This window comes from Bacteroides sp. CAG:189 (genome assembly GCF_000432295.1).
GTDB lineage: Bacteria > Bacteroidota > Bacteroidia > Bacteroidales > Bacteroidaceae > Bacteroides > Bacteroides salyersiae.
The window spans coordinates 1-14,281 of sequence record NZ_HF991074.1 but is presented as its reverse complement, the minus strand read 5'-3'; the positions used below and the strand labels follow the sequence as shown (position 1 = coordinate 14,281).

15 protein-coding genes are annotated in these 14,281 nt (G+C 33.2%); 2 read left to right on the top strand and 13 right to left on the bottom strand.

Annotation, left to right across the window (positions count from 1 at the left end; all coding sequences use genetic code 11):
• On the bottom strand, positions 1-554 hold a 554-nt coding region (locus QVP90_RS11065; protein ID WP_288204336.1), incomplete at its 3' end, for a DUF1643 domain-containing protein.
• Between the two features lie 85 nt (positions 555-639).
• Between QVP90_RS11065 and QVP90_RS11060 the strand changes: the two genes are divergently transcribed.
• Positions 640-873, top strand: a complete 234-nt coding sequence (locus QVP90_RS11060; protein WP_016267069.1) for a helix-turn-helix domain-containing protein — start codon at positions 640-642, stop codon at positions 871-873.
• Positions 874-1,013: 140 nt separating this feature from the next.
• Here the strand turns inward: QVP90_RS11060 and QVP90_RS11055 are convergent, their stop codons facing one another.
• The 12 genes from QVP90_RS11055 to QVP90_RS11000 form a co-directional block, all read right to left on the bottom strand.
• A complete protein-coding gene (locus QVP90_RS11055; protein ID WP_021936438.1) occupies positions 1,014-1,709 on the bottom strand; it encodes a metallophosphoesterase in 696 nt (231 codons plus the stop codon).
• A 5-nt stretch (positions 1,710-1,714) separates the two neighbouring features.
• Positions 1,715-2,524, bottom strand: coding sequence for a helix-turn-helix transcriptional regulator (locus QVP90_RS11050; RefSeq protein ID WP_233514880.1), 810 nt, complete (start codon positions 2,522-2,524; stop codon positions 1,715-1,717).
• 149 nt (positions 2,525-2,673) lie between these two features.
• Positions 2,674-3,234 carry a metallophosphoesterase gene (locus tag QVP90_RS11045; RefSeq protein WP_021936436.1) on the bottom strand — a complete coding sequence of 187 codons (561 nt, stop codon included), beginning with the start codon at positions 3,232-3,234 and terminating at the stop codon, positions 2,674-2,676.
• A 147-nt stretch (positions 3,235-3,381) separates the two neighbouring features.
• Positions 3,382-3,693 (bottom strand): HU family DNA-binding protein, encoded by a 312-nt coding sequence (locus tag QVP90_RS11040; protein ID WP_021936435.1) that lies wholly within the window; start codon positions 3,691-3,693, stop codon positions 3,382-3,384.
• A 48-nt stretch (positions 3,694-3,741) separates the two neighbouring features.
• Complete coding sequence (locus QVP90_RS11035; protein WP_021936434.1) at positions 3,742-4,041, bottom strand: DUF4406 domain-containing protein; 300 nt, start codon at positions 4,039-4,041, stop codon at positions 3,742-3,744.
• Between the two features lie 256 nt (positions 4,042-4,297).
• Complete coding sequence (locus QVP90_RS11030; protein WP_021936433.1) at positions 4,298-5,311, bottom strand: hypothetical protein; 1,014 nt, start codon at positions 5,309-5,311, stop codon at positions 4,298-4,300.
• A 669-nt stretch (positions 5,312-5,980) separates the two neighbouring features.
• A complete protein-coding gene (locus QVP90_RS11025) occupies positions 5,981-6,976 on the bottom strand; it encodes a DUF6371 domain-containing protein (protein ID WP_288204331.1) in 996 nt (331 codons plus the stop codon).
• A 78-nt stretch (positions 6,977-7,054) separates the two neighbouring features.
• Positions 7,055-8,527 (bottom strand): DNA primase family protein, encoded by a 1,473-nt coding sequence (locus tag QVP90_RS11020; RefSeq protein ID WP_109115936.1) that lies wholly within the window; start codon positions 8,525-8,527, stop codon positions 7,055-7,057.
• Entirely contained in the window at positions 8,493-8,834 is a 342-nt protein-coding gene (locus QVP90_RS11015) for a helix-turn-helix domain-containing protein (RefSeq protein WP_021936429.1), read from the bottom strand. Before QVP90_RS11015 ends, QVP90_RS11020 begins: the two co-directional genes overlap by 35 nt.
• 276 nt (positions 8,835-9,110) lie before the next feature.
• On the bottom strand, positions 9,111-10,178 hold the full coding sequence (locus QVP90_RS11010) for a hypothetical protein (protein WP_021936428.1): 1,068 nt from the start codon (positions 10,176-10,178) through the stop codon (positions 9,111-9,113).
• 63 nt (positions 10,179-10,241) lie between these two features.
• Positions 10,242-11,588: a site-specific integrase gene (locus QVP90_RS11005; RefSeq protein ID WP_021936427.1), complete on the bottom strand. Its 1,347-nt coding sequence runs from the start codon at positions 11,586-11,588 to the stop codon at positions 10,242-10,244.
• A gap of 494 nt (positions 11,589-12,082) precedes the next feature.
• Positions 12,083-12,448: a hypothetical protein gene (locus QVP90_RS11000; RefSeq protein WP_021936426.1), complete on the bottom strand. Its 366-nt coding sequence runs from the start codon at positions 12,446-12,448 to the stop codon at positions 12,083-12,085.
• Between the two features lie 133 nt (positions 12,449-12,581).
• Here QVP90_RS11000 and QVP90_RS10995 point away from each other — a divergent pair.
• On the top strand, positions 12,582-14,281 hold a 1,700-nt coding region (locus QVP90_RS10995), incomplete at its 3' end, for an NACHT domain-containing protein (protein ID WP_288204328.1).

Here is a 14,281-nt window from a genome sequence, read left to right as displayed (position 1 = left end):
AGAAGAGGGTGTTTAGGATAGCCTTTCGTGGTAACTCCGTAGGCTTTGAAATGATAGCTTCCACTGAACAGGCTGATTATACCTTGTATGTTCTTATCTTCGTTTCCGAATAACAGATCAGACAAATATGTCCGTTTTGTATCGTCAATAACCACACCCCAAGCGCACCACACATCTGCCTGTTCAATGGTAGACAACAATTCTTCTATGGCTGCAAGATTGCGCAAATGAATCTCTATGTTGTAAGTATGGTCCGTATCCATGTTGTTCGGATTGGTCGCTCTTTGGGGATAGACATTCAGCATATACCATGCTCCATATTCACCGCTTCTTTTTGCGTAGTCCTGCACTCTCCTAAGAGTTGGGTCAAGGAAATTTGGCATTGCCATGCTGGGATTAATACCGATGCAAATCAATACATTCTGTTTATCCGTATCGAATTGCTCCCCTAACACATAACGAACATCTGTGAGTTCGCAGTCGTATTTTCTACGGTATTCGTCCGATACATCATAGTTATACACCCAACCATTTTTTACTATTTTCTTACTCATAATCTCTAAAAGCCTTGCCGCTTAGTGTTTCTAAGCACAAAGATAAATCTTTTTTTCAACTTTACAAATTCAAAAACATGGTTTTATGAAATCAGATATTGATCTATTTGTCATTAATAGAATTAGAGAAAAGCGGAAGGAATTGAAAGTGTCTCAGCGTGGTATGGCAGAGATACTTGGCTGTTCTGCTGGTTTTATCGGACAAGTAGAGAGTGAAAACTCTGATACCAAGTATAGTGTACATCAACTCTATCTTATTGCAAAGGATTTTGATTGTTCTCCAGCAGACTTTTTCCCTTCTCTTGATTCTGATTTTTAATCCAGTTTTGCTTGCAAAGCTAAGACTATGGGTACGACAATTTCAGTCGGTGCTCGGATGATTTTTTTCATATTACATTTATCTGGAAAAAAATAACCGCTACATTGCTGTAACGGTTATGATATTATTTTTTTAATTTCTCAATTCTGCTTTATCTCTTCAATTTCGTTATCAGTGTCGATAATTAGATACTGTTGTAGTTGAGTGTCTGTAAATATCAACTTACTTTCTTCCTGTGTTATAATGCTAATCTCCTTTATTCTGGTATGTCCGACTACATGATGGTAGTTAGGGAGTGCGGATTTACTTAAAGAGTCTGGTCTAATCCATAATGGACTTTGATAGACATTATTTCCGGCAGCATCGCTGTTTATTTTATTGACGAAATCTAATACTAATGGATATGTTTGAAACAGATTGTTTATATCTGTATATTGTTGCATTCCTTTTTCTCTCATCCATATACGGCTTACACCTGCATGGGAAAACAGATAATTGTCATAGCAAACACACGCTTGAATTGTCTTTTCCCGAATCAGGACTATAAGTTCATCTTGTATAAGATCGGATAACCGTTGAGTGAAGCGGTTGCTTCTCACACCTCCGATATACTGTAAGTCATGGTTGCCTATTAGCAAATCAACGTTAGTATATTCTTCTTTAAAGTCAAGTATAGAGTGCAGATTTTCTAACTGTTCTTCTGGAGAAATAAGACTATGTTTGTCATCTACATAATCCCCAAGAAAGATAAATCTGTCCACATTCCCTCTTTCCTTATTGATAATATTCTTCCATTCTGTCAGTCCATGAATGTCACTAATTACACATATTTTCATAAACGTTAGTATTGGGATATCGCTTTCTGCAAGCGTTGTATGATTCTTTTTCTAAGCGATAATGGGTATAAGACTTCTACTTGTTCTCCGTAACTGATTATCTTATTTTCTAATTCCGGATTGATAATTAGATGCAAAGTGATAATATTTTCATTTATAGTTTGAGACTGGTGTAGTGGTAGAGCTTTCAGATAATGCAACATAGTATCGGAAAATCTTAGTTCCACTTTTTCTATTGGGGCATTTGGATTGTTATCCGGTTCATAGATTAACCCATATATTTGATTGAATTTATCCGCAGTCAGCTCCAGTACTTTCTCTCGTTGGAAATGGTTATCGGTAATAATAAGGTCACTAATCCTGTCAAGCCCAAAAGTGCGAAATGCTTTTAGTTCACTAATGTATGCAAACAGATACCACATTCCTTCAAACTCTTTCAATAGATAGGGAAAGACTGTATATTCTTTTAATCTGCCTGTTTGATAGTTTCGATGTTCAAAGTGGATGCTCATTTGGCTCTGGATTGCTTGCAGTAAACGACCGATATTCTCAACTCCTTTTGCGTGAGGGGTAGGACTAATAGATAAGTACTCTAGGAGTTTGTTTCTGTCTTTGACGGTGGAGAGAATAATATCAGAACTTTCAGCTAGTCCAATAAAATAGAGCAATTTATCGAAATCGAATGTACTATCTGTTTGAGCATAGTAACCATTCTTTTGTTCATCGTATATGATTTCTATATCGAAATTACTTCGTATATCAGCTAGATCTCTTTGAAATGTCCTCTCTCCAATCTCTACGTCATATCGTTTCATGTAGTCGAGCAGTGTACGCTTGCTGGGATAATCATTCTGTAGAATTCTACGAATGATTAGATAGTTTCTTCGTATGGTATTTTTGGTTGGCATAAATGTTTATATTTGTAGGTCAAAGTGATTACTGATATTCAATATCACTTATGGAATTAGAGTAGACTCTCGAAATAAGAAACGTTGTAATGAACAGTATTTGGACAAATTATCATTTGGCTACCACAAGAGTGAATATGCCCAAATACATGGTTACGAGGTTTGTATTTAGCGATCACATCTTTTAATAAAGAGCATCCAGTACCTTCATCCAGTACTCCTTTTGCTGGTCCATGGGTTATCAGAAAGTCTATGCTCGATGGAATTTCTTGTTTATGATGTAACCACGGGCGTGCTGTGATAGAATAGAAATGAATATTATCATACTTTATCCCAGAATCTTCCAGCAATGTAACACCTTTAGGGATTAGCAATTGTGCATCTTCTGGGCATAAATCGAACAACAGTTCATGATTACCAGCCACAAATATACGTAATTGCGCAGGTTGAACAGCATACCAGTTGAGGAAATCGGATAATTCCTGTTCTTCTATACCTTCTACTCCGTCTCCTGCGCAAATCAAGATGTCAGCTTCTGACGGTATTCTCAGTTGAGAGTGCATCCCATGAGTATCAGAGAATGCGAATATTTTATGATTCTTAAATGGTATAATCATATTCTTTGTATTTTTAGGTTGTAAATTTACGAGATTGCCAAATAGGAACAAACAATATCAAGTATAATCTATTTATAATCTTGAAATCTATGTTACACTACATATCCTAAAGGCTTGTTTATGATTATATCATCGTTGTATTGTAAATTATTCCCTCTCTTCTTTCTTTTTTCTTCCTCTTTTCTTTCTGTTCAATAGGAAATTCAGATAGATACTTGGCTTGAAACTGGCAATCTTTTTAGCCGGAATATCAATCGGAGCAAATGTACTAGGGTTCATTCCTTTTCTCGCAGCTTTTTGTTTCACTGAGAATGTTCCAAAACCAATCAAAAGCAGCCTTCCATTTCTTACCATTTCTTCGGTAATGATTTCTATTACTGCATTTAGCACTTTTCTTGATTCAAACTTGCTTAATCCTGTTCTTTCCGCAATAGCATTTGTTAATTCTTTCTTATTCATGTATTTACAGTTTAAATATTACTCAATATATTATAGTTCTTATACAATTTATTGTTCTGCTTCCATAAGGATTGTCATTCCTATTTCTTTGGCTATTAAGTATTCTATTCTTGCTCCTTTGGAGGCTTGCCAGTTGTTAAGCAAGAAGATAGCTTCGCAGTCAAATAGGAGTTTTATATCATCCAGCATATACTCTTTCCATGTCTTTCCCTCAATCGGTGTATTAACTTTTATAGGGTTAATAGGGATATATCCTTGTACAGTCAGTGCTTTTTCTGCTTTATCAAATTTAGCTTTGGCTTCCTCTACTCCTAATCCTGTAATTTGTCCTGAAATGTATATTTTCATTAGATTCTGTTTATAATTTTACATCCATTGTCTAATAAACATTTTCAAGAATTGTTCCGTTTTTGCATATTATGACGAGGCGTCATATCTTGTCATACAGCATGGATACTTAAAGTGGTTAGAAATAGAGGATAGGGATTGTTGAATAGTATTTCTCTATAAATCAATTCTTTATTCTTTGTAAATCACTTTAAATAAAGAATTTCTGCAATATTCTTTATATGACGTTTCTGTCATATGTTATTCAATTTAAGTATCAATTTTTTATTTTATCTCTAATTTGGGATAGGATAAAATCGGCATTATGTTCTTGATTAAGAAAAATCTGCATCATTGCTTTGATTTTCTTCATTTGTTTACCTAACGCTCCTTTGGTCTTGTTTGAGTAAAGAGATATATCTTTAATTTCTTGCTCAATGCTTCTCAAATCGAATTTGTGATAACGGATAATGCACCATAATCCATAGTCTACAATATTGTTTATTTGTATGGTATTAGATTTATGTGAGGTATCTGCATCAAATATCTTGTTGAATAAAGATAGTAAGATGTTTTTGTTAGTGTTCATTACTGAATGGAAATCTGTGTTGGAGATTTCTAACTCCTTCATTATTTTTCTTTTATTCTCTAATTTTATCTCAAATCGGGTTTTACCTTGAAAATAGTTGAGGATTGATTGCTCCGCACCTGTTTGCTTTAGGAATGTCTTATTTCTATATAATGAAATTTCTGCTTCTTTATTATAAATGGTTATTGACTCTCTGCAATCTACGGCTTTTACATCTTTAGTGAACAAAATTCCATCTGTGTATCTGTGCCATTTATATCGTCTATACTCTCCATTATATTGGTTGAGTCTATCAAGAATTTCACTAGTCAATTTTAAATCTACATCTTTGGTTATATGTAGCTTGTTGAAATAACAGTTCTCAATAATCTTATCAATATTTAATTTGCAAATATTAAGGTTTTCAATATTGAGTAAGCATTGCCGAAACGTTTGTGTAGAGATTAATAGTGGATAGTCTTTGAATAATATTTTAGAAGAGAACTCTATCGTCATTCTTTTAGATTTGTAATTCACTCTAATATACAATTGAAAAGGAATTATATCTGTGTGTTTACGAGAATGAAATTCTACTTTTCTTGCTTCTCCACTGGCTAAGTCTATATCATTATCAAAGAATTCATCATTTACATCGGATATATACTCACTATAAGTAACGAATCTAACTGTGTCAAATGTAATTGTCTTGTCTAAATTGCTCATATTAACTTTTATAATATTTATTAGCAAGGTTGCCTAATTGAATTCCAAAACCCAACTTGTTAGAGCGAATACAGCAAGAGCCAGACTATGAATAGCCCAGCCCTTTCTCGTAGTAATATTTTGACTCCGGCTTTTAGCGGTGTTCTAAGTAAGCCGAGTTATCGTTTTGGATTCTTCCAAATAAGTATTAAACTTGCTATGCTGACAAGATTCTCTGAAACCATGAGGCATAAAAAGCAAATCGTTTTTTGTAGTCAGATGTGGTCTTTTACATGGTTCATGCAGTAGTTTATACTCTGACCACTTTAATATCTTTATCTCGGTAGGCTCTTCTGGTGATGTGCTTATATGATATATTGGCTTTTTTTGTTTAATAGAACCCTCAATATGGAATTAAAACTTTTAGATGACCAAATTGTGATGTTTGTATCCGACATTTCTATAACTTCTCCATTAGGAATCGATAATCTATCAGATAAGATATTGAAGAGCCATGCAGTCTCTTTGTCGTTTTTCTTCTCAGAGGTAAAAAAAAGTCACAATTACTGTCTATTGAGTAACACCGTGCTACCTTTTCTTTGCACAGTACATCTAGAATTTCTTGAATGCTCTCACTCTTTGATTTATTTTTGTTGTTCATAACTTAAAAAATTGAAATTAATAATATGGTTAATTGTTGTTAGTCAATGATTTAATGATGTAATCGCATAGGTCTAACCCACCAGCTCTTTCTTCTTCAGTTGCATTATCCTCTAATACGTCGTTTATAGAGTAGCTTGCAAAGAAGATATGTTTGGATATACCTTCAACTTTAGCTTTCCATTGCTGGTAACATCCTAAGTCGGGAAAGAAAATAACGTGCCTGTGGGCTAATACCTTGCATTTTTGTAAATTCAATCCTCCTAATCCTCCACTTGCGATGCAAACTAAATCTGGAAATATTATGGAGGCTACTATGGCTGTTTTTTCGCTTTCAAAGACAGCAACAATCGCATTAGGATATTTTTTAAGTAGATGTTCTCCATAGAAACATTGCTTTAGTTTGAAATCTGCTTTTAACCTATGCTCTTTCTTTAGGTAGTAATGAACCCAGTTTATCATATTAGGTCTATTTTCATCTTTGATTCTCTTTCCTGTTCGTTGATTATAAAGCATAATTTTTCCTGTACGTATTTGGTTGTTATAATCTCTCTGCCAGAAAACTACTGCTCCATTGATTCTATGCGAACCACCTAAATAGTATTTTTGTACAACGTCTTTGATTACTCCTATGCCATAATGAGGGTTATTTCCTATTAATTTGAAAAGCCATATGGTAAATGTGTTAATGTATCGTTTATTCCACATTGATATCTTAACGTATTTTTCATCAATTATATCATAGTCTTTTTCATTGATATTAATTGGGGATTTTGGCTGCCTTTTTTTTCTGTATAGTTCATTCCTTTTTGTTTTTTCTTCTGGATGTTCTTGGAAATGTACTTTAGGGGGCTTATGAAAACCGCATTTGATAAGTCGATTGCACTTTCCTACATCTTCTGCAATGTATTCCATTGTAGTATTGCCTATATATCTTTTAAACTCACGTTTTCCGCAGTTGGGGCAAATATGTATGAAATTAGCGCCCCTTCTGTTATCTAAAGAATAGCGATATTCTTTTTCCATATTCAAGATTATCATTTATTATCGTCATTATCGTAATGCTCCATACTGTGGTTATTACGATAATGACGATTTAAGTTATTAATTTTGTTTTTCTATAAATACTTGCCGTGCTTTTCCACCGATAGCTTCTACTTTAAAATTCTGTTGTTTAAGTAGTCGGGAAAATACTTTATAACCAACTGGAATAGTACGAGTGCGTGAGCAAAAGTTGGCATACTCGTCATACAGAAACTTTAACGCCATATAGCTCTTAGTACTATGAGTGTAATTTTCATATTCGAGAAATTCGGATAGAGGATTTACTTCTTCTACAAATTCGTTTAAGATTTTGTCGGAAGCAGCACATGGGGAAAAACGTTTTTGTTTGAGAATTTTTTGGAGACCTTCAAGTACCATATTAAATATGCCGGGGAGGTCAGTTTCGCAAATTTCTTTAGCAAGGTTTACGTTTACATCTTTGTCTTCTACCGTTATAGTGAATTTTAGAATTAAAAATCTACGAAGTAATCCTTGGGTATATTCAGAGCTTTCTTTAGGCAATTGGTTGGCATTATACATTTGTTTAGCATAATTGCACATCGTAATATGCTGCTTTCTAATTGCCCGTGCGTATATAGGCTCACCCGAAGTCATTTTTTTTAGTACGATGGGGTCATATCTGCCCCCAATGTCACTACCATAATTTAGTAGCTTGTTATGCAAGTCTATTCTGCAATATCCTTTATCCTTTGTAACCTCTTCTAGTGACAAATTGCATACATTTTCTTCACCAAATAATTTTCGTACTATTTCGTAGATAACAGATTTACCGTTTTTCCCTTCCCCGAGAAGTAAAAGAAATTTTTCTAGTTTTAAGTATTTGGTTAAGGTATATCCCAAATATTCAAATAAGATAACTTGCGATTCTATATCCGGAAGCATCTGATTTAAGAATGTATAAAATTTATCACATTTTGCATTTGGATCATAATCATACTTTAGGCAATAGGTCAATTTATCTTCTGGTCTATGTTCTCTAAGAATTGCGCCCGTTTCGTTCACTTCCAATGTCCCATTGCGGAAATTGACGAGTACTGTTTCACATTTGGTTTCAGAAGAATCTTCTGGGGTGTAAGCGGCAGAGTGCAGTTGGTTATATAAGCGATCTCTTGTGCGATAGAATTGTGAATCAATGGAATCATAGTTCATTGCTTCTGCCACTTTTCCTAGAAGATATTTGGCTTCATTTTCTTCAAGATTCTGCCAATACACTCCGTTATATATGAATATCTCTCCTTTTATAATTGTTATATTGCGGTTATTTTGGTCAGCTATCTTTTTGAATTCGTCTATTGTTATAACTGTTTTTTGTATTACATTGGCTTTTTTACCATCCGGATTATTTGCAATCGCATCAAAATCGATGGGACGAGCGCAACTGATTAGATGTTCTATAACTTCTTCTGGACTTGAAGAGGTCGGCAGTATAGTTGGCTGAGTAGCTTGCTCAAAGTTGTTAATACTTTGAGTTACCATTTCAAGCATAGAAGTTGATTGTTGTTTGGTATCCATATCCAAGCCCTCCTCCCACGTTTAATTTGACTAAAGTAGCTTCAACTTCCTTTGCTTTGAAGAGAGAACGTCTACCAATTTTGTAACATACCAGAATCTCTAAGTTCACCCACCGATGTAAAGTTGAATAAGATATGTGTAAAAGTTCGCAGACTTCTTGTCTACTCATATAAGTATTAGTAGTGGATTTTTTTGTTGCTCTCTTCTGGGCATCGGCTAACTCTTCTTTGATAGTATTCCTTACCTGTGAACCGAATTGGATCATCAGTTCTTCTGGGTCTTCAAGAATAAAGATTTTCTTTTTCATCTGTTTTCTATTTTTTATTATTAATCGTTTTGATTTGAAGAGTTGCGCAACTTCAACGATGCAAAGGTATGGCAAAGTGCAGGTTTACAGGGGATAAGCTTATTCCGTAAAATGGCTGGTTTATTCTGAATTTCGTTAGTTTTATTCTGAGGCAAAAAAAGGTTTATGTAGAAGTAAGTCGAATGCTTTAGGTAAGTATTTGATTTATAGAAATAAAAATGGCATACCGTGTGAGGATATGCCATCGTGTAGTTTATAAAATGGAATGTCGTTAGATTAGGGGTATTTTGCGATGAAGCCATTTATTTTTGTTTGCAAATCATGGCTCAATCCTTTTTTCTGACGATACTTTTCTTCAAGAATGAATCGAATAAACTCCCGTACTTTTGGATTTTCTGTATCCAATTTATCCAGTAGTTCTATTACTTCTATCCAATTATTAGTAAAAGGTGTTTCTTTATAACCCATTGTAGGAGAACGGAGATATTTTTCTGCTGTACTGTAGGTGGTTCCAACTAAGTTTCTGGTAAATTCAACGAAAGGAACTTCTTTTGTGTCAACATCTAAATAGTACTCAAATAAAGATTTGATAATATAAACTATTTGTTTTGTATCTATTTTATTGACTGAGGAATCTGTTAATAAAGACATGGCATTTCCAATGTGTTTTTGTAGCAGAATATACCAATGAATTAAGGTTTGATTAGTTAAATGTGAGATTAGCTCTTCGGAGAATCCACATAGCTTGCTGTTAAGCAGTTGAAGTTTGCTATTTAATAAGGTACTAAAGTCTGTAATTTCTTTCTTTTCAGACTTTGCGCATTCATACAATTCTTGGAATATTTCCTTGTCTGTAAAGAATCTGAAAAAATCATTTTTATATTTTTGATTTTTAATATGGGGAAATTCATCTATTCTGTAGTATCCGTTTTCAATTATGTTCTTTTTTAGGGGAGCGTTTAATGCATCATATCCAAGTATTTGTTTATGCTCTTCAAGAAGATACTTCTCCATCAAATCTTCGCATGACAACTTATAAAGTAGATTTCCATCGTAATATATCTGTTTGTTAAAGAGTTCAAAAGAACAGATTTCTTCATTGCATTGTTGATACCCGTTATTACTTATGAAATCCTCTATTTTTTCTTTGGAGAAGAAGCCTATTTGAGAAGTAATCATAAAAAAATCAGCATCTAAATGTTGTATTGCCAATTTGAAACAATCAAGGGAAATTTCAAGATAACCCAGATACTCCCATACTGACTGTAGAGGGAGTTTTATTTCTTTCTTGGGAAATTCTGCCCCATCATACTTTAGTAGTTCTTTTAACGTTGTTGAATCCATAATATAATATTTTGTTCTAAGATACTGTACTTGCTTTAAACCATTAACATTTTGGTTGTAAAACTAGATTGTTGATCTAAAAAAATCATGATTTAATAGCATTTTTGCATTTTCTTCCTTGGTTATTCTAACGTAACGCATGAAGCTACTCTCGGTTTTATGTCCTGTAATCTGCATGATTGCTAAGGAGGGGATCCCCTTCTTTGAAGCGTTGGAAGCAAAACTTCTTCTTGCTGTATGAGATGTTACCATTTCGCATTTTTCATAGGTAACTTCTTGCCGTATTCCTCCTTTTGTTTCCATTATATTAATCTTTTCAGTAATTCCAGCTTTGCGACATATCTTTTTAAGCATACGATTAGTTGCTTGGTTACATTGTATTACAGGGGGCTTATTGCCATATTTCTCTAAGATGATTTTTACAACGGGATGAATTGGGATAACAACTTTTGTGGCTGTCTTTTGAGTAACAATTGTAATAGTCTCTTCTTGGAAATTAATATGCTTTGCTGCAAGACGGGCAATGTCACTATATCTAAGTCCTGTATAGCAACTTATTAGAAAGCCATCTCTTACCTGTGCTTGATTGTCTGGGAGTTCTAAAGTATAGAGTTTCTCTAATTCGCTTTCATTCAGATAGATTGATTCGGCATCTTCACGAAACGCTTTGAAATCTTTTTTCTTGAAATCATCATTGATGGTATATCCATTCTCGTTTGCATATCTCATAAACACCTTGATGTTTTTTATGAATTTACCGATTACACTAGGGCGATACAGCCCACGAGAGTGCTTGGTTTCGTTTAAATAACTAATAAAGTCATTATAGAAGTCCATATTAATAGATTCTAAAGTTAATTTCACGTTACGATCTTTTGAGTATCTTTTCAATGCACTTTGCGTTGAAACGTAGTTTCGTATTGAACCCGGAACTAGCTTTGCCCCCTTATCATTTAAAATTGAACCCTCTCTGCATAAGGTTATGAAGAAGTCAATATAGGAAATGAAATCTCTAAAGGTGCGTTTGCTTTCTATTTGCACTCTATTCAGCTCTTTCATCATTTCAGCTTTCACTTGGTCTGCCATTGGTTGTATGTTGTGTAACTTGAAGTTTTCCATTACCCAAATGAAGAGATTAAGTGTTCTTTCTATCTCTTTATTGATATTACGCAATTGTACCTGCAATAATGGATTTCCTTTTAAGTTTGGATTCCGCTTCGGATCTTCGATTGCTCTTCCTGTGGCGTTATCCCAATGGCATGGTTTGATTTTGTATTCAGCCGGAAGGTGAATGTTTAATCTTACCTTATTAATAAATACACGCATTCTTATTGCGGAGAACTCTGCATTAGAGTCTTTAAGAGAGAATTTAGGATTTGCTACGGTGTAGCATGTTTTAATTTTAATCATATATTCAACGTATTAATTATTCCATTATTACTTTTCAAGGGTCGTTCCGTTGTATTTCTATATGACGAAGCGTCATGAGTGATTTTCTGCTGCTTTTTATCTGATTGCAGAATATGACGCTCTGTCAAATGATCGGACCACTTGTCAGTAACCTGTTCACAAAGATTGCACCTCCGTAGCGTGCCAAACTCTTGCCTTTATTAATGCAGAACTACTTTTTATGATTTAATCAATTGGAAATTAGTTTGTTATATAAAGTGTTATTAAATGCTTAAAAGGAAGAATGAATAAGGATTGGAAATACTATTTAACTTCTATATACAGATATGTAATATTGTCAGCGATATTTAATTAAGGATGTGACAAAATGGCAGTATATAATATCGCTTAAAGAGGGGATTTGTTAGTGATGATTAAATATTGGACAGAAACAAAATAGCAAAGACCACACTTAATGGTGAATTATGTAGGCTTTGCTATTTGTTATGGTTGAATTACTTTTTTAATTTGGAATAGAACTCATAACATTCATCTATTCGTTCTTTTGAAAATTTTTCATTTTGCTTTAGTTGTTGCCACTCTCCATATCCTAATTCTTCACACAGCTTGTAGAAACCGTCCCCTTGGGACTTTTTATTTGCTGTAATGACCAATGCTGACAATATAGGTCTTCCGTCTTTATGCTCTTGCCTTGAAATATTACATAATAGTTCTCCTATTGTATTTCTGTCTTTAGAAAGACTCATGTCTAATCCTAAATTAGCAACTGTAGATAGATTCTGATATGTGACGATCTTTTTGGTTATGGCACATTTAATCAAGAATTCTTTGATTATCTTTTCTTCTGGAGTTAATACCATATAAATTTTAATTTAAATTATTACTGAATTATACAAACTTCATGAGACTGGTAATAGTTTCTAAACAAAGTTAAGTGAAAATTCGGTTTATTCATTCTTTTTTCAGATATTTGTTAATCTAAATAAGAGTATTATGACAGAACCTATTGTTGCTATCCCGTCGTTAATTGCTTTGCGAAAAGAAATTGGGTTGATTTTGAAAAACTGCAAAGAGGAGCTTGCGTATTTATTAGATGATGGACTTTTAAATTATGCATTAGGTCAAAAAGCAAAGTTTGAAAAACTTAAAACATTTTTGTATAGAAATGATCTTGTGAATTTTTATGATACTTATTTCCCGTTAAATTTGAAAGGAGTAAAAGTTACAGGAGAAAAGTATATTATAAATGTGGAGAATAATCTTAAAACAGTTTTCAATGTAAGTTCTTGTGTTGCGATTATAGGAGATGCAGGGAGTGGGAAATCGATGTTGGTGAAACATTTTTTTCTGTATTTCCTTAATAATGAATTGGAGATACCTATATTTGTTGAGTTAAGAAATTTGAATTCTTTTGATGGCTCACTTAGGGAATATATTATTGCAATTATCTTTAATAATGGGCTATCTCCTAATGATCGTATTTTAGAGCGTTTACTTTCTGATGGTAAATTTCTATTTTTATTGGATGGCTATGATGAACTGTTTGAAGGTAGTTATAATAAGAGGAAGGATGAAATAAATCAATTCATAGATAGATATAGAAAGAATTTATTTGTTATAACATCTCGTCCGGGGGCGTTTGTGGAGTCATTGCCTCGTTTTTATAACTATAAAATCTCAAAAATTAGAAATAATCAGATTGAAGATTTTGTAATAAAACAGTTGTCTATTTTGGATGACAGTATGTCTTTACAGAAAAATATAATGGAGGTTATTCACGATCCTAAAAATGTGGATTATTGCGATTATATGATGAATCCATTATTACTAACAATGTTTATTTTTACCTTTAAAAATCATCCGGAATTACCCCATACTAAAAGTAAGTTTTATTTTAATATATTTGATACTTTATGTACAAGACATGATAATTTTAGTAAAGGAGGGGAAATTCATGAACGAAAAACAAAACTAAAGCAAGAGGATTTTGAAGATATATTAAAATGGTTTTCATTTTATTCCTATTTTGAAGGTCGTTTTACTTTTGATAGGCAATATCTCATTTCAAAATTAGAATTTATTAAAAAGAAAAGAGGATATTCGTATAATATTGAACATTTAATTTATGATTTGACAGTTAGTATTTCTGTTATAATAATTGATGGATTAGACTATCTATTTCCTCATAGGTCACTACAAGAATATTTTATAGCCCTTTTGATGGCTCACAGACCTGTTGATAGAAAAATACAAGATTATAGGAAAAAGTATTTCTCTTTAAATTATAATGTTGATTATAATTTGTGGACAATCAGTGAAGAGGTTGATAATTATTATTTTACGTCAACTTTGATTCTTGAGCTTGAAGATATTATTACTAAACTGGATTCTTCGAGTGTTGAGGAATCCGTTTTGAACTATTTGGATCTGTTGAATATTAAGATTTTGTATGAGTTAAATGAAGAGGATATATTTGATGATGGTGAAAATTGGGAAGATTGCGAGGATGATGAAGAAGATTATGCTTTAGAAGAGGATAGTTCATCTTTTGAAGACAAAGAGTGCTCTTATTATTCGTTTTGGGCTAAACCTATATTATATTATATCAAGAATAGAGATCAGGTATTGTTTACTGATTTTCCATATTCTTGTGAATTGAAAAAAAAACTTCTGAGTACTCCAAGCTTGGTAGA